The sequence below is a fragment of the Actinotalea sp. C106 genome (assembly GCF_023630195.1).
Taxonomy (GTDB): Bacteria; Actinomycetota; Actinomycetes; order Actinomycetales; family Cellulomonadaceae; genus Actinotalea.
In genome coordinates this window covers 1-15,519 of the sequence record NZ_JALPKN010000048.1, presented here as the reverse complement: position 1 = coordinate 15,519, position 15,519 = coordinate 1, and the positions used below count along the sequence as shown (strand labels likewise).

The 15,519-nt window shown below is 71.1% G+C and carries 19 protein-coding genes; 1 reads left to right on the top strand and 18 read right to left on the bottom strand.

Annotation, left to right across the window (positions count from 1 at the left end):
- The coding region (locus L0B03_RS05425; RefSeq protein WP_250444611.1) for a hypothetical protein at positions 1-453 on the top strand (453 nt) is incomplete at its 5' end.
- A 4-nt stretch (positions 454-457) separates the two neighbouring features.
- On the opposite strand, the gene L0B03_RS05420 is transcribed toward L0B03_RS05425, so the two are convergent.
- The 18 genes from L0B03_RS05420 to prmC all read right to left on the bottom strand — a co-directional run.
- Positions 458-1,306: an alpha/beta fold hydrolase gene (locus tag L0B03_RS05420; RefSeq protein WP_250444610.1), complete on the bottom strand. Its 849-nt coding sequence runs from the start codon at positions 1,304-1,306 to the stop codon at positions 458-460.
- Between the two features lie 85 nt (positions 1,307-1,391).
- Positions 1,392-1,691, bottom strand: a complete 300-nt coding sequence (locus L0B03_RS05415; RefSeq protein ID WP_250444609.1) for a hypothetical protein — start codon at positions 1,689-1,691, stop codon at positions 1,392-1,394.
- Positions 1,692-1,750: 59 nt separating this feature from the next.
- A complete protein-coding gene (locus L0B03_RS05410) occupies positions 1,751-3,196 on the bottom strand; it encodes a GH1 family beta-glucosidase (protein WP_250444608.1) in 1,446 nt (481 codons plus the stop codon).
- Positions 3,197-3,275: 79 nt separating this feature from the next.
- Positions 3,276-4,010: a pyridoxamine 5'-phosphate oxidase gene (gene pdxH, locus L0B03_RS05405; RefSeq protein ID WP_250444607.1), complete on the bottom strand. Its 735-nt coding sequence runs from the start codon at positions 4,008-4,010 to the stop codon at positions 3,276-3,278.
- Between the two features lie 63 nt (positions 4,011-4,073).
- On the bottom strand, positions 4,074-4,769 hold the full coding sequence (gene nucS, locus L0B03_RS05400; protein WP_250444606.1) for an endonuclease NucS: 696 nt from the start codon (positions 4,767-4,769) through the stop codon (positions 4,074-4,076).
- Complete coding sequence (locus L0B03_RS05395) at positions 4,769-5,191, bottom strand: DUF2550 family protein (RefSeq protein WP_250444605.1); 423 nt, start codon at positions 5,189-5,191, stop codon at positions 4,769-4,771. The genes nucS and L0B03_RS05395 overlap by 1 nt, the downstream gene beginning before the upstream one ends.
- A 12-nt stretch (positions 5,192-5,203) precedes the next feature.
- Positions 5,204-5,485 (bottom strand): F0F1 ATP synthase subunit epsilon, encoded by a 282-nt coding sequence (locus tag L0B03_RS05390; RefSeq protein ID WP_250444604.1) that lies wholly within the window; start codon positions 5,483-5,485, stop codon positions 5,204-5,206.
- A 47-nt stretch (positions 5,486-5,532) separates the two neighbouring features.
- Entirely contained in the window at positions 5,533-7,011 is a 1,479-nt protein-coding gene (gene atpD, locus L0B03_RS05385; RefSeq protein WP_250444603.1) for a F0F1 ATP synthase subunit beta, read from the bottom strand.
- A 70-nt stretch (positions 7,012-7,081) separates the two neighbouring features.
- Positions 7,082-7,975: a F0F1 ATP synthase subunit gamma gene (locus L0B03_RS05380; protein WP_250444602.1), complete on the bottom strand. Its 894-nt coding sequence runs from the start codon at positions 7,973-7,975 to the stop codon at positions 7,082-7,084.
- Between the two features lie 2 nt (positions 7,976-7,977).
- Positions 7,978-9,612, bottom strand: coding sequence for a F0F1 ATP synthase subunit alpha (gene atpA / locus L0B03_RS05375; protein ID WP_250444601.1), 1,635 nt, complete (start codon positions 9,610-9,612; stop codon positions 7,978-7,980).
- 91 nt (positions 9,613-9,703) lie between these two features.
- The gene (locus tag L0B03_RS05370; protein ID WP_250444600.1) at positions 9,704-10,519 is read right to left on the bottom strand and encodes a F0F1 ATP synthase subunit delta; all 816 of its coding nucleotides are present in this window, start codon (positions 10,517-10,519) and stop codon (positions 9,704-9,706) included.
- Complete coding sequence (locus tag L0B03_RS05365) at positions 10,519-11,079, bottom strand: F0F1 ATP synthase subunit B (protein ID WP_250444599.1); 561 nt, start codon at positions 11,077-11,079, stop codon at positions 10,519-10,521. Before L0B03_RS05365 ends, L0B03_RS05370 begins: the two co-directional genes overlap by 1 nt.
- On the bottom strand, positions 11,079-11,306 hold the full coding sequence (atpE, locus tag L0B03_RS05360) for an ATP synthase F0 subunit C (RefSeq protein ID WP_250444598.1): 228 nt from the start codon (positions 11,304-11,306) through the stop codon (positions 11,079-11,081). The genes L0B03_RS05365 and atpE overlap by 1 nt, the downstream gene beginning before the upstream one ends.
- 89 nt (positions 11,307-11,395) lie before the next feature.
- Positions 11,396-12,139 (bottom strand): F0F1 ATP synthase subunit A, encoded by a 744-nt coding sequence (gene atpB / locus L0B03_RS05355; protein WP_250444597.1) that lies wholly within the window; start codon positions 12,137-12,139, stop codon positions 11,396-11,398.
- Positions 12,140-12,385: 246 nt separating this feature from the next.
- Positions 12,386-12,883, bottom strand: a complete 498-nt coding sequence (locus tag L0B03_RS05350; protein WP_250444596.1) for a hypothetical protein — start codon at positions 12,881-12,883, stop codon at positions 12,386-12,388.
- Complete coding sequence (locus L0B03_RS05345; RefSeq protein WP_250444595.1) at positions 12,828-14,000, bottom strand: glycosyltransferase family 4 protein; 1,173 nt, start codon at positions 13,998-14,000, stop codon at positions 12,828-12,830. The genes L0B03_RS05350 and L0B03_RS05345 overlap by 56 nt, the downstream gene beginning before the upstream one ends.
- Positions 13,997-14,647: an L-threonylcarbamoyladenylate synthase gene (locus L0B03_RS05340; protein WP_250444594.1), complete on the bottom strand. Its 651-nt coding sequence runs from the start codon at positions 14,645-14,647 to the stop codon at positions 13,997-13,999. The genes L0B03_RS05345 and L0B03_RS05340 overlap by 4 nt, the downstream gene beginning before the upstream one ends.
- Positions 14,644-15,519: peptide chain release factor N(5)-glutamine methyltransferase (gene prmC / locus L0B03_RS05335; RefSeq protein ID WP_284501409.1), on the bottom strand; the 876-nt coding region annotated here is incomplete at its 5' end. The genes L0B03_RS05340 and prmC, both read right to left, overlap by 4 nt.

The following is a 15,519-nucleotide window of genomic DNA, read 5'->3' as shown; positions in this document are numbered from 1 at the left end:
GCGCCTGAGCGCCCCGGGCAGGCCGAGGAGGGCCAGGCCTGGCGCGCGCACCGCAGTGCAGCCGCGCGCGAGCACGCCCAGGCTCTCGAGCGCGCCCGTGCCGCCGAGACAGCCCGCGCCCGATCCCTCCTCGAGGAGTTCGTGGCCCAGGCCGAGGCGGACGGCCCCGCGGCGGTACCCCTCCGGGTGCGCTCCTACGACGGGCGCGTCACCTACCGCACCCCCCTGCGGGGCTGGTACCTGCGGCGCAACCGCTCGGTGGCCGTGGACACCTCCGGAGCCTTCTACGTGCTGACCGCCCCGAGCAGCCTCCTCGGCCTGCTGCGCGGCGTGACGCCCGAGCCGAGCGACCCGCCCCTGGTCCTCGGCAAGGGGGCCCGGGACGGCGAGTCCATCGACCTCGCCGACGCGCTGGCCCTCGTGCTCGCCAGCCGGCCACGGACCCCCGGCTAGCTCCTCAGGCCTGGCCGGGCACAGCAGCCCGGTCGGCCCTGCGCAGCAGGGTCGCCAGGGCGCTCGCGACCGGCTCAGGGCTCTCGTTGGGCGTCATGTGCCCTGCGCCTCGGACGACGAGCAGCTCGGCCTCCTCGAGCGCCCCGGCCATGTGCTCGGCGGTGGGAACAGGGCTCAGCTCGTCCTCGTCGCCCACCACGACGACCGCGGGCCCCGCATAGCCCTCGAGGACCGCCGTCCGGTCGGGACGCTCGGCCATCGCCTCCTGGGCCCACGCGACGGCCTTCGGCCCCTGGTCACGGATCCACCGTTCGATCCGTTCGACGAGGTCGGGCCGAGAGATCCGGTTGGTCGCCCCCAGCACCGAGGTCCGCATCCCGAAGACGGCGTCGACACGCATCTCCGCACGCACCGTCCGGGCGACCTCGTAGCGCTTGGCGCGGGCCCCGTCGTCGTCGGCGGTCGACTTGGTGTCGATCAGGCCGATCCCCGCCACCAGGTCGGGGTGGCGCTCCAGGAGAGCCATCGCGACGTACCCGCCCATCGAGAGCCCTGCGACGACCGCCCGGTCGACCCCTTCGGCCCGAAGCACCGCCGCGACGCCGTCAGCCATGACGTCGACCGATGGCGCCGCGCGGTCGGCACCCAGCGTCGCGGCGATGTCCGGACCGGTCGGCGAGGCGCCGAACCCCGGCAGGTCGGGGGCGAGCACCGTCCGGTCCCCGGCCAGGAGGTCGGTGACGTCGAGCCACATCCGGTGGTCCAGCGGGAAGCCGTGCAGCAGGACGAGGGGCATCTTCTCCTGACGTCCCTCGCGCAGCGTGAACAGCCGCAGCATGCCGTCCGTCGTCATGTGCTCCTCCGTCGTCTCGGGTGCAGGCAGATGGGAGTCGGCTGCGAGCCTAGCCATGTCGGGCCGTCCGCGCCGCAGGGCGGGGTCAGCGCCGCCGGCCGCGGGCCCGCCAGCAGGCGGTGTGCCAGTGCCTCCGGTCCTCGAGCCCGGCCACCGCACCCAGCAGCGCGTCGTTGGCCCAGGCGACCACGTGGGGTGTCCCGGGCAGGATGTCCTGACGGCATCCCGGGCAGCGGTAGGTCTTGGTCCCCGCGGGCACCGTCTGGACCGTCCACTCGCCGTCGGGACCGCTCTCGGTCCGACGTCCACCCAGAGCTCGCTCGACGTCGAGCTCGGGGTGCGGCTCGACGCGGCGTCGACGGCTCGACCGGCGTCCTGAGGGCATGCTCCAGTCTCTCTCGGCACGACCGGCCCCGCTGCACGGCAGCGAGGCCCGTCGACCGGTCAGGCCAGGTCGGCAGCAATCTCGACCGGCGGCAGGGCGTGGGTCCGGACGAGCTCGCGGTACCAGTACGCCGAGTCCTTCCAGGTGCGCTCGAGGGTCTCGTAGTCGATCCGGACGATCCCGAAACGTCGGTGGTACCCGTAGGCCCACTCGAAGTTGTCCATGAGGGACCACACGAAGTACCCGCGCACATCGGCCCCGGCGTCCATGGCCTGGCCCACCGCATCGACGTGGCGCGCCACGTAGCTGACCCGCTCGGCGTCGTGGACGCGTCCGTCGGCGGAGACGTCGTCCTCGAAGGCCGCTCCGTTCTCGGTGATCATCAGCGGCAGCTCGGGGTAGGTCCGGGCCAGCCCCGTGAGCAGCTCGGTCATGCCGCTCGGGTCGATGTTCCACCCCATCGCGGTGTACGGACCGGGCTGCTCGAGGAACTCGACGGACTCGGCCGCGATCCAGGGGGTGGCTGCCGACGCGCCGTGCCCGTCAGCCATGGAACGGGCGTGGTCGGCCGTGTAGTGCCGCACCCGCTGGGTCGAGTAGTAGTTCACGCCCAGGACGTCCAGGCCGGTGCGGGTGATCTCGAGGTCGCCGTCCCGGACGAAGGACCAGTCGGTGACCGCGGCGGTGTCCTCGAGGAGGTCGACGGGGTACCTGCCGTCGAGCACGGGCTCGAGGAAGCAGCGGTTGGCCAGCGCATCGATCCGGCGCGCGGCATCGACGTCCTGCGGGTTGCTCGGGTCGTCCGGCCGCGCCACGTGCAGGTTCAGGGTCAACGAGAGGGTGCCCTGCTCCCCCAGCACGTCGCGGACCGCGGCCCCGGCGAGCCCGTGGGCAAGGTTGAGGTGGTGCACCGCCGCCAGCGCTGCGGCGGGCTCCTGGCGACCAGGAGCGTGCACGCCGGAGCCGTAGCCCAGGTAGGCCGTGCACCAGGGCTCGTTCAAGGTGGTCCAGACCTTGACGCGGTCACCGAGAGCCTCGACCGTCGTGCGCGCGTAGTCCCCGAAGCGCAGGGCCGTCTCGCGCGAGGGCCAGCCACCCGCGTCCTCGAGGGCCTGGGGCAGGTCCCAGTGGTACAGGGTCACCACGGGGTCGATGCCGGCAGCGAGCAGGTCGTCGACCAGACGGCTGTAGAAGTCCAGACCCGCCTGGTTCACGGCACCAGCACCCGTGGGCTGGATCCGGGGCCAGGCGAGCGAGAACCGGTACGCGTCCAGCCCGAGTCCCTGCATGATCGCGATGTCCTCGGCGGTGCGGTGGTAGTGGTCCGCAGCCACGGCCCCGGTGTGGCCGTCGAGGGTCCGACCCGGGGTGGCGGAGAAGGTGTCCCAGATCGACCTGCCACGCCCGTCCTCGTCGACCGCCCCCTCGATCTGGTACGAGGCGGTTGCGGCCCCCCAGCGGAAGGCAGCAGGGAACGTGCGTCCGGGGCGCGGAAGGGTCGTCATGGCGCGACATCCTGCCCCAGTCGAAGCGTTTCGGGTAGGCGACGTCCAGGGACTGGGAGCGCCGTCGCGGGCCGGAGGCTCACGGAGCGAGACGCTCGAGCACCCAGTCCGCTGACCCACCCGCCTGCTCCGGCTCGGCTCTGCGGTACCGGAGCCGGTCGTGCAGCCGTGAGGCGCGTCCCTGCCACAGCTCGAGGGTGTGCGGGACGACGCGGAAGCCACCCCAGTGCGGGGGCGTCGGCACGGAGGCGCCTGGCGGGTACTGCTCGGCGAGCTCCGCGAAGCGGGCGTCGAGGCGAGCCCGGTCGGGGAGCACGGACGACTGCTCGCTCGCCCACGCCCCCAGCTGGGAGTCGTGCGGCCGGGTGGCGAAGTACTCCTCGCTCTCGCGGCGCGGCACGGCCTCGACCTCACCGACGACGACGACCTGCCGATCGATCTCGAACCACGGGAACACCAAGGAAGCGCGTGGTCGGGCGAGCATCTCCTGACCCTTGCGGGACCGGTGGTTCGTGTAGAGGACGAAGCCGCGGGGGTCGACGGCCTTGAGCAGCACGGTGCGCGCCGATGGCGTCCCGTCGGCAGCAACCGTGCCCAGCACCATGGCGTTCGGCTCGGTCAGGCCGGCCTGCACCGCCTCGTCGAACCACACCTCGAACTGCACCATGGGGTCCGCAGCGACCTGCGTCTCGAGCAGCGCGCTACGGGCGTAGCTGCGGCGCAGGGCCGACAGCCTCGCGCGGCGGTCAGCAGCCTCGCGCTGCGTCGCGACGACCGGAGGCTCTGCGGGGTCAGGGACCAGCTCAGGGACCATGAGCAGATCCTCGCACCGCGGGCGGCCGGGCCGGGCACCACCCGCCCCGCGACGGGCCGCCGCTCAGAACAGACGGGCGTCGACGTCGTCCATGCCGCGCAGCGCCTCGTAGTCGAGCACCACGCAGCCGATGCCGCGGTCCTGGGCCAGGGTCCGCGCCTGGGGCTTGATCTCCTGGGCGGCGAACACCCCCCGGACGGGAGCCAGGTGCGGGTCGCGGTTCAGCAGCTCGAGGTACCGCGTGAGCTGCTCGACGCCGTCGATGTCTCCACGCCGCTTGATCTCCACGGCCACGGCGGCACCCGCGGCGTCCCGGGCCAAGATGTCCACCGGACCGATCGCTGTCGGGAACTCCCGACGCACGAGGGTGTGCCCGGCTCCCAGCACGTGGATCTGCTCGGCGAGCAGGGCCTGGAGGTGCGCCTCGACCCCGTCCTTGACCAGACCGGGATCGACACCGAGCTCGTGGGCCGAGTCGTGGAGCACCTCGTGCAGGTCGATCTCGAGCCTGTCGTCGGACTTGGTGTGCTGCACGTGCCACACCTCGAGAACCCCACGCTCGGCTGCCTCGGGCTCCGGGGCGCGAACCGCCAGGCTGCACGGCGGGCTCATCCAGTTGAGCGGCTTGTAGGAGCCGCCGTCGGAGTGCAGCAGGACGCTGCCGTCGGCCTTCACGAGCAGCAGGCGGGTGGCGAGCGGCAGGTGCGCCGAGAGACGCCCGGTGTAGCGGGCTGCGCAACGAGCGACGACCAGACGCACTAGATCACCCTTCCCACGGGTCGAGGGCCCGCTTCGAGCCAGGACACCAGGCCGGCGCAGGCGGGGGCGGACATGGTCAGCTGGAAGATCTCGCCCTGGTGCGAGCAGCGGACCAGGAGCAAGGGTCGTCCTCGATGGTCGGCCTCGGGCAGCTCGATCCGTTCGAGGAGGGTCAGCTCGGCCCGGGACCAGCTGTGCGCCGCTCGCGGGGCGAAGGAGACCTGGCGCCACCAGAGCAGGCGCGAGGCCGAGTACTGGGCGATACCGCCCACCCACGCCCCCTCGGGCTGCTCACGGAGCGAGCAGGTGAAGGAGCCGACCCGGCCCGAGAGCGTGCTCTGCCTCGAGACGTAGAGCCCGACAGCGGCGAGCAGGACCAGCACGACCGCACCGAAGGCGATCAGGGCCGTGACCAGCTCCACCGCGGACGAACCTCAGCGCGAGGAGGCCGCGCCGGCCCCGTCCTGAGCGCTGTCGACAACCACCGTCACACGGTCGTCGTCCACAGAGAGGAATCCGGAGCCCACCTCGACGTGACGGACGGAGCCGTCGGTCGGGGTGATCCGCACGGCTCCCGGTCGCAGCACCGCGAGCACCGGCGCGTGACCGGGCAGGATCCCGATCTCGCCGTCGGCCGCCGGGGCGCTGACCATGCGGGCCTCGCCCGACCAGACCTTGCGGTCGGCCGCGACAAGGTCGACCTCCAGGTGTGCCACGGAGCTGCTCCTCAGGTTCGGGGACGTCGTCGACGCGAAGGCTCGCGTCAGCCGATCTCGGACTGGATGCGGGCGGCGTTCTTCTCGAGGTCCTCGAGCCCGCCGATGTTGAAGAAGGCCTGCTCGGGGATGTGGTCGAACTCCCCGTCAGCGATCTTCGTGAACGCCTCGATCGTCTCGCTCAGAGGCACGGTCGAGCCGGGCACGCTGGTGAACTGCTCGGCCATGTAGGTGTTCTGCGAGAGGAACTGCTGGATGCGGCGTGCACGGGCCACGACGATCTTGTCCTCCTCGGACAGCTCGTCGACACCCATGATCGCGATGATGTCCTGCAGCTCCTTGTTGCGCTGGAGGATCTGCTTGACCCGCACGGCGGTGTCGTAGTGCGCCTGGCCCACGTAGCGCGGGTCGAGGATCCGCGAGGTCGAGGTCAGGGGGTCGACGGCGGGGTACAACCCGCGCGAGGCGATCTCGCGGGACAGCTCCGTGGTCGCGTCGAGGTGGGCGAAGGTCGTCGCGGGCGCAGGGTCGGTGTAGTCGTCGGCCGGGACGTAGATCGCCTGCAGCGACGTGATCGAGTGCCCGCGGGTCGAGGTGATCCGCTCCTGCAGCTGGCCCATCTCGTCGGCGAGGTTGGGCTGGTAGCCCACGGCCGAGGGCATCCGGCCCAGCAGGGTCGACACCTCCGAGCCGGCCTGCGTGAACCGGAAGATGTTGTCGATGAAGAGCAGCACGTCCTGCTTCTGCACGTCGCGGAAGTACTCCGCCATCGTCAGGGCGGACAGTGCGACGCGCAGACGCGTGCCCGGCGGCTCGTCCATCTGGCCGAAGACGAGGGCCGTCTGCTTGATGACCCCCGAGTCCGTCATCTCCTCGATGAGGTCATTGCCCTCACGGGTGCGCTCACCGACGCCGGCGAAGACCGAGACACCGTTGTGGTTGTTCGCGACGCGGTAGATCATCTCCTGGATCAGGACCGTCTTGCCGACACCAGCACCACCGAAGAGGCCGATCTTGCCACCCTGGACGTACGGCGTCAGCAGGTCGATGACCTTGATCCCGGTCTCGAACATCGAGGTCTTCGACTCGAGCTGGTCGAAGGCCGGGGGCTTGCGGTGGATGGGCCAGCGCTCGGTGATCTCGAGCTTCTCGCCCTCCTTGAGGTTGAGCACCTCGCCGGTCACGTCGAAGACGTGGCCCTTGGTCACGTCGCCGACCGGGACGCTGATCGGCCCACCGGTGTCGGTCACGACCGCTCCGCGGACGAGCCCGTCGGTGGGCTTGAGCGCGATGGCGCGGACCATCGAGTCGCCCAGGTGCTGGGCCACCTCGAGGCCGAGGGTGAAGGAGCTCTCGCCCTCGCCCTGGGCCGAGAGGTCGATGTCGACCTTGAGGGCGTTGTAGATCTCCGGGAGCGCATCGGCCGGGAACTCGATGTCGACGACCGGGCCGATCACCCGGGCGACCCGGCCCGTGCCGGTCCCGCCCTGGGGCTGGGCCGCGGCGTCGGTGGTGGTGGCAGTCATGTCTCTCTCGCTTCGCTCGACCGGAGCGGGCTCCGGTGGGTTGGTGCGGTCTGCTGGTCTGATCAGGCGATCAGGACGAGGCGGCCAGCGCGTCGGCGCCGGACACGATCTCGCTGATCTCCTGGGTGATCTCGGCCTGACGGGCCTGGTTCGCCAGCCGGGTGTACATGCGGATGAGGTCCTCGGCGTTCTCCGTGGCGGTGTGCATCGCGCGCTGACGCGAGGCGAGCTCGGAGGCCGCGGCCTGGAGGAGGCAGCTGAAGATGCGGCTCTGGATGTACCGCGGCAGCAGCGAGTCCAGGACCACCTCGGGCGAGGGTTCGAAGTCGTACAGCGGCACGGCGTCGTGCTCGGTGGCCACTCCCTCGACGACCTCGAGAGGGAGCATCCGGATCACCCGCGGGGTCTGGGTGACCATGTTCACGAACTGCGTGTAGACCACGTGCAGCTCGCCGACCCCACCCTCCGAGGCGTCCGCGAGGAAGGCCTCGAGGAGCGTCTCGGCGATCTCGTCCGCGGTCTCGACGGTCGGTGCGTCCGACGCGCCCGTCCACCGCGCGACGATCTCGCGGTGCCGGAACGTGAAGTACGAGACCGCGCGACGCCCGGTCACGTAGAGGGCGATCTCCTTGCCCTCGGCCGTGAGCTGCTCGATCAGCCGCTCCCCCTCGCGGATGACCGAGGCCGAGTAGGCCCCGGCCATCCCGCGGTCGGAGGTCACCAGGAGGACAGCGACACGCTGGGTGTCGTGGCGCTCCGTGGTCAGGGGGTGGTCGATGTCGGCATGGGTCGCTACCGCCGACACGGCCTGGGTGATGGCCCGTGAGTACGGCGAGGCCGCCGTCACGCGGGCACGTGCCTTGCTGATGCGCGAGGCAGCCATGAGCTCCATCGCGCGGAAGATCTTCTTCAGCGACTGGGTCGACTTGATCCGCTGCCGGTAGACGCGCTGCTGGCCTGCCACGCTCAGCCCCGCTTCTGCTTGACGATCTGCTCCTGCTCGACCTCGGCCTCGGCGCCACCGGCCGAGCTGGTCTCGGTGCTCAGCTCTGCGCCCTCGTCCACGACGAAGATCGCGGCGAACTCGTCGATCGCGCGTCCCAGCTCGGCCTCGGTGTCGTCCGAGAGCAGGCCGGTCTCCGTGATCGTCGTGAGCACCGAGGAGTTGCGCCGCAGGTGGTCGAGCATCTCGGACTCGAAGCGACGGACCTCGCTCAGCGGGACCTTGTCGAGCTTGCCCTTGGTCCCCGCCCAGATCGAGGCGACCTGGTCAGCGACCGGGTAGGGCGAGTACTGGGGCTGCTTGAGCAGCTCCATGAGACGCGCGCCCCGGGTGAGCTGCTGCCGCGAGGCGGCGTCGAGGTCCGAGGCGAACATCGCGAAGGCCTCGAGGGACCGGTACTGCGCGAGGTCGATCTTGAGCGTCCCGGAGACCTTCTTCATGGCCTTGACCTGCGCCGAGCCACCGACACGCGAGACCGAGATGCCGACGTCCACCGCGGGACGCTGGTCGGCGTTGAAGAGGTCGGACTGGAGGAAGATCTGCCCGTCGGTGATCGAGATGACGTTGGTCGGGATGTAGGCCGAGACGTCGTTGGCCTTGGTCTCGATCATCGGCAGCCCGGTCATCGACCCGGCACCCAGCTCGTCGCTCAGCTTCGCGCAACGCTCGAGCAGGCGGGAGTGCAGGTAGAAGACGTCACCCGGGTACGCCTCGCGGCCCGGCGGGCGGCGGAGCAGCAGCGAGACGGCACGGTAGGCCTCGGCCTGCTTCGACAGGTCGTCGAAGATCACCAGGACGTGCTTGCCCTGGTACATCCAGTGCTGGCCGATCGCCGAGCCGGTGTAGGGCGCGAGGTACTTGAAGCCGGCGGGGTCCGAGGCGGGGGCGGCGACGATGGTCGTGTACTCGAGCGCACCGGCCTCCTCGAGGGCGCCACGCACCGAGGCGATCGTCGAGCCCTTCTGGCCGATCGCGACGTAGATGCAGCGGACCTGCTTCTGCGGGTCCCCCGACTCCCAGTTGGCCTTCTGGTTGATGATCGTGTCGATCGCGATGGCCGTCTTGCCGGTCTGGCGGTCACCGATGATGAGCTGGCGCTGTCCACGGCCGATCGGGATCATCGCGTCGATGGCCTTGAGGCCCGTCTGCAGCGGCTCGTGCACGCTCTTGCGAGCCATGACTCCCGGGGCCTGGAGCTCGAGGGCCCGACGACCGTCCGTCGCGATCTCGCCCAGACCGTCGATCGCCGTGCCGAGCGGGTCCACGACACGGCCGAGGTACCCGTCCCCGACAGGGACCGAGAGGACCTCGCCGGTACGACGGACGACCTGGCCCTCCTCGATGCCGGTGAACTCACCGAGGACGACGACGCCGATCTCGCGGACGTCGAGGTTGAGGGCGAGGCCGAGCGTGCCGTCCTCGAACTCGAGCAGCTCGTTGGCCATCGCGCCCGGGAGGCCCTCGACCTGCGCGATGCCGTCTCCGGCGAGCGTGACCCGCCCGACCTCCTCGCGCACGGCCCCCTGCGGCTCGTAGGACTTCACGAAGCTGTCCAGAGCAGCCCGGATCTCCTCGGGCTTGATCGTCAGCTCAGCCATGGGTGTCTCTCCTGTCGTGGCAGCACCACCGGTGCTGTCCTCATCGTCTGCTCGAGCCTCGCTGGGCGGGCTCGGTGGTGTGTGGGTCGGGCTAGCCGGCCAGCCGGCGTCGGGCGTCGTCGAGCCGTGCCAGGACGGTCGAGTCGACGACCTCCGAACCGACCTGGATCCGCATCCCGCCGAGCACGGCGGGGTCTACGGCGAGGTTGAGCTGCACAGGACGACCGTACGCCGCCTCGAGCAGACCCGTCAGGCGAGCCTCCTGAGCCTTCGTCAGGGTCGTCGCGACCGAGACGGCGGCCACGAGGCGCTCCCGGCGCGCCGCAGCGAGGCGACCGACCAGGCCCAGCGAAGCGCTGACGCTGCGGCCACGCGGCGCACGGGCCACCCTCTCGAGCAGCTGGAGGGTGAAGGCGTGGACCTTGCCTTCCAGCACGGTGCGCACGAGCTGCGCGCGTTGTCCGGCCTCCGCCCCGCGGGCCGTGAGTGCCTGCCGGAGGTCACGCTGGCTCACGAGCATGCGGTCGAGCCGGAAGAGCTCGTCCTCGACCTGCGCGAGGGCCCCCGCGTGCTCGGCCGCGGCCAGCACGGCGTCCAGCCCCAGGTGCTCGACCGCGGTGACCAGATCCGCCTCGGCCGACCAGCGGGCCCGCGCCAGCCCGGCCACGACGTCGGTGACCCGCCCGTCGACCTTGCCGCCGAGCAGACCGGTCACCAGCGCAGCCTTGTCGTCCCCGGACCGTGCAGGATCGCTCAGCGCCCGGCGGAGCGACCCGGACGAGTCCAGCGCGTCCACGAGGGCGAAGAGCTGCTCACCGATGACGGCCGCGTCGGACCCCGCCTGGGCGAGGACCGGCTCGAAGAGCTCGGCGACCTGGTCCAGCGAAGCCTGACCCGTGCCCCGCATCAGCGCTGGTCCGCCGTGCTCGCCTCGAGCTCGTCGAGGAAGCGGTCGATGACCCGAGACTGGCGCGCCGAGTCCGCGAGGGACTCACCCACGATCCGTGAGGCAAGGTCGGTCGCCAGGGCGCCCACCTCGGCCTTCAGGGACTGAGCGGCCTGCTGCCGCTCGGCCTCGATCTGACGCTGGGCGTTCTCGAGGATGCGCGCGGCGTCCTCCGAGGCCTTGGTCCGGAGCTCGGCGACGATCACGCTGCCCTCGGCCCGGGCCGCCTCACGGATACGACCGGCCTCGGCGCGGGCCTCGGCGAGCTGCCGCGTGTACTCCGCCAGCGCCTCCTGGGCCTCGGCCTGGGCCGACTCCGCCTTGGCGATGCCACCCTGGATGAGCTCGGTGCGCTCGTCGAGGATCTTCGTGAAGGTCGGCAGGACCTTCTTCCAGAAGAGCAGCGCGATGGCCACCAGCGCGACCGCAGACCACAGGATGTCGTAGTCCGGCGGGATGAACAGCCAGATTCCCGTGGGGACCTCGCCCTCCCCCGCAGCGATCGTGACGGAGTGGAGCATCAGAACACCAGGCCCGCAACCAGGCCGATGAGTCCGAGAGCCTCGACGAGGGCCATACCGATGAACATGTTGATGCGGAGCTGGCCGGCGACCTCAGGCTGACGCGCGGTGGCCTCCTGCGTCTTGGCGACGAGGATGCCGATGCCGATGCCGGGGCCCAGCGTGGCGAGGCCGTAGCCGATCGTCGCGACGTTGCCGGTCACCTGGGCGAGAGTGGTGCTGTCCACTGTGTTTCCTTCCATGTCCCCTGCGCCGGGAGCGCAGGGCGTTGGTCACGTCGGTCGTGCAGCGGTCGCAGGAGCGACCGGCGGGTGGATCAGTGCGCCTCCTGCGAGAGGTTGATGTAGACCGCAGTCAGCAGGGTGAAGATGTAGGCCTGCAGGGCCGAGATGAAGATCTCGAAGACCGTGAAGGCGATGGCCGCACCGAGGGTGATGACACCGACCCCCTTGAGCGCACCGTCCGCCTCGAGGAACAACCAGTGCGTCATCCCGAAGAAGAGGACGAGCAGCAGGTGCCCCGCGAGCATGTTGGCCATCAGACGGATGGTCAACGTGGCCGGCCGCAGGACGAAGGTCGAGAGCAGCTCGATCGGGGCCAGGATGATGTAGATCGGCCACGGCACCCCCGAGGGGAACAGCGTGGTCCGCAGGTAGCCGACCGCGCCGTGCGCCTTGATCCCCGCGTAGATGAAGGCCACGAACGAGGCCACCGCGAGGAGCATCGGCACCGCGACGACGCTCGTCGAGGCGATGTTGAGGAACGGGATCACCCCGGTGATGTTGAGCGCGAAGATCGCGAAGAACATCGTCGTCAGGAGCGGGATGAACGGCCGGGCGTGCTGCTTGCCGAGGATCTCCTCGGCGATGTTGACCCGGACGAAGTCCAGGCCCATCTCCGCGATGTTCTGCGCCCGTCCGGGCACCAGACGTGCTCGGTTCGTCACGACCCAGAAGAGCGCCACCAGGACGATCGTCGCGACGAGCCGGACCAGAGTCATCCGGTTGAACTCGAAGATCGTGCCCTCGAAGAAGATCGGGGCCGGGAAGAACTCGCCCATCGAGGGGATGGGGAAGCCGCCATCCTCACCGGACGCGGCGAGCAAGTGGTTCGTCGCTGCGGTGATCAGAGCGCACTCCCCGAGATCGGCCGGCCCTGGGGCGCGCACAGATCAGGGCGCCATCGGACCGAGTGTTGGTGGATCGCGGAAATCGTAACGCATCGGGACAGGCCTTCCGGACGGCTGTCCAGGAGGCGGCGGGCGCGCCGCGCGAGGGACCTAGGTCCCTCACCGCCCCGCCGGCGCTCAGCGCGCAGCACCGTCACCCGCACCGGGCTCGGTGTACGGCACCCGCATGCCGGCGACCGCGCGGTAGTCGAGCAGGACCGCTCCCAGGACACCCACCAGAACCGCGACGAGGAAGGTGCCGCGGTCGTAGAAGTCCATGTCCCGGAGCAGGCCGAAGGCGATGATGAGCAGCAGCATCTTGGTGATCCAGGTACCGACCAGGGCCCCGCTCGCCGCCGTGACCGAGCTCCGGGCGGTGAGAACCATCGCCAGCACGGTGCTGCCCGAGAACACGAGGGTGACCGCTGCCGCCAGGAGCGCTCCCCACAGGCCCGTGGTCCCGCTGACGAGGTACCCCACGACCCCACCGACGACCGTCACCACCCCGACGAGGATCAGCACGTTCCTCAGTGCTCGCCGGAAGGCGTCACGCACGACGCTCGGGGGCCGGACAGGCCCGTCACCGGTCGACGGGTGCTCCGGACCGGTGCCTGGCGTCGGTTCGGGGGTGGTCATCGGAGACTCCTCGACTGGTGGGGGTGCGTAGGACGTGGCCCCGCAGGGGGCCCAGGGTCAGGACAAGGGCGATAGCAGCCCCGATGCCGAGCACCCACAGGGCGCTCGAGGTGCTCCAGACGGCCAGCGATGCCGTGCCGAACGCGACGACCGCCGTCCAGAGGTACATGATCACCACGGCACGGCGGTGCGAGTGGCCCAGCTGGAGCAGCCGGTGGTGCAGGTGCCGCCGATCCGGGTGGAACGGCGACTTCCCGGCGCCGACGCGGCGGATCACGGCCAGCCCCATGTCCATCAACGGGAGCACGAGCACCGCGAGGGGCAGGACGATCGGCAGGAAGGCGGGGATGCTCTGGCGGTCGGAGACCACGGCGGAGTCGATCTGGCCCGTGACGATGATGGCCGCCGAGGCGATGGTCAGCCCGATGAGCATCGAGCCCGAGTCCCCCATGAAGATGCGCGCCGGATGGAAGTTGTGCGGCAGGAATCCCAGGCACGCACCGACCAGCACGGCGACGACCACGCTCGCGACGTTGGAGTAGTCGGTTGACGACGCGTCACGCGACAGCAGGTAGGTGTAGACGAAGAACCCGGTGCCGCCGATCGCGATGAGCCCGGCCGCGAGCCCGTCGAGGCCGTCGACGAAGTTGACCGCGTTGATCGCGACGACCACCACCAGCACCGTCGCGACGAGGGAGAGCTGGGCGCTGCCGATGGTGCGTCCGGCGATGGGCACCGAGACCAGCTGCACCCCGCCGAGCCAGGCCATGAGTCCGACGACGAGCACCTGACCGATGAGCTTGGTGAACCAGTCCAGGTCCCAGATGTCGTCCGCGGCCCCGAGCAGGCACACCATCGCCGCCCCGCCGAGCACCGCCCAGGCGGTCGGCTGGCTGAACACCCCCTCGAGGAACGGCATGCGGGAGGCGATGACCATCGCCACCGCCATGCCGAGCAGCATCGCCACCCCGCCCATCCGTGGGGTGGGGATCGCGTGCACGTCACGCTCCCGCACCGCGGTGATCGCCCCCGAGCGCAGCGCCAGCCACCGCGCGAGGGGGGTGGTGAGGTAGGTGACCGCCGCCGCGACGAGCATGACCAGCAGGTAGACCCTCAACCCGTGGCCTCGCCCTCGGTCACCGGCGCGACCTCGCGCAGCTGCTCGAGGCTCAGCGCCCCCGCACGGACGAGCCGCAGCCCCGCCGTGGCGTCGACGATCGTCGAGGCCACCCCTCCCGGCGCCGGTCCTGCCTCGAGGTAGACCTGGACGCTGTCGCCGAGCTGGTCGCGAGCCTCCTCGGCCGTCGTGCCTGCGGGCTGACCCGTCCGGTTGGCGCTCGAGACCGCGAGCGGGCCGGTCCTGCGCAGCAGGGCCAGCGCAGCCGGGTGGTCGGGCATCCGGACAGCGACCGTGCCACGGGTCTCGCCGAGGTCCCAGGCCAGGGAGGGCTGCGCCCGGCAGATCACCGTCAGCCCGCCGGGCCAGAACGCCTCGACCAGCGCCCGGGCGTCGTCGTGCACGTCGCTGCACAAGCCATCCAGGGTGCGCACGTCGGCGACGAGCACGGGGGGCGGCATCTGGCGGCCGCGGCCCTTGGCCGCCAGCAGGGCCGCGACGGCCTCGGGCACGAACGCGTCCGCGCCGATCCCGTAGACCGTGTCCGTCGGGAGCACCACGAGACCGCCCCGCCCGAGGGCGTTGACGGCCTCGTCGAGGGCGGGACCCCAGGTCCCCGGGTCGCTGCAGTCCAGCACGCTGCTCACGGCCGCGAGTCTTTCACGTCCGTGCCGCTCGCCCGACGTCGGCGTGCCACGAGCATGCGATCACGGCCGGCCAGGTCCGGCAGGGTCCGCACGTCGACGAGGGCCGAGGTCGCGGTGGCGGCCTTGCGCAGTGCCGCCGCCTGGACCTCGGCGTGCTCCATGACCAGCAGCCCGCCCGGACGCAGCAGCCTGATCGCGGTCCTCAGGACCCCCCGCGGCACCTCGAGCCCGTCCAGGCCGCCGCCGTAGAGGGCGAGATCGGGGTCGTGGTCGCGGACCTCGGGCTCGGTCGGGACGGAGTCGGGCGGGATGTAGGGCGGGTTCGACACCACCACGTCCACCGCACCGTCGAGATCCGCGAGCACCTCGGACGCCGTCGCGTCGCCCTGCTCGAGACGGATCGGCGGCAGGCCGTTCGCGGCGTGGTTGCGACGGGTCAGGTCCACGGCCTCGGCGGAGAGGTCCACGGCGGTGACCGTGGCGCCGGGCACCTCGAGGGACACCGACAGGGCGATGCCCCCCGCTCCGCAGCACAGGTCGACCACCGCGGGGCTCTCACCGCGGTGCACCAGGAGCTGCGCCTCGTCGATCGCGACCTGCGCCACGCTCTCGGTCTCCGGGCGCGGGACGAAGACGCCGGCCTCGACCGTGAGGACCAGGTGACGGAAGCCCGTCGTCCCGACGATGTGCTGCAGGGGCTCACGTCGCCGTCGCCGCTCCACCAGCTCCGCGTAGGCGCCCGGGAAGCCCGCGGGCACCGGGGGCGGCAGCACGAGGTCGAGGCGGTCGACGTCCAACGCATGGGCCGCGAGGGCGGCCGCGTCGTGCGCGGGCGAAGGCACCCCCGCCTCATCGAGCACCCGGGCGGCCCC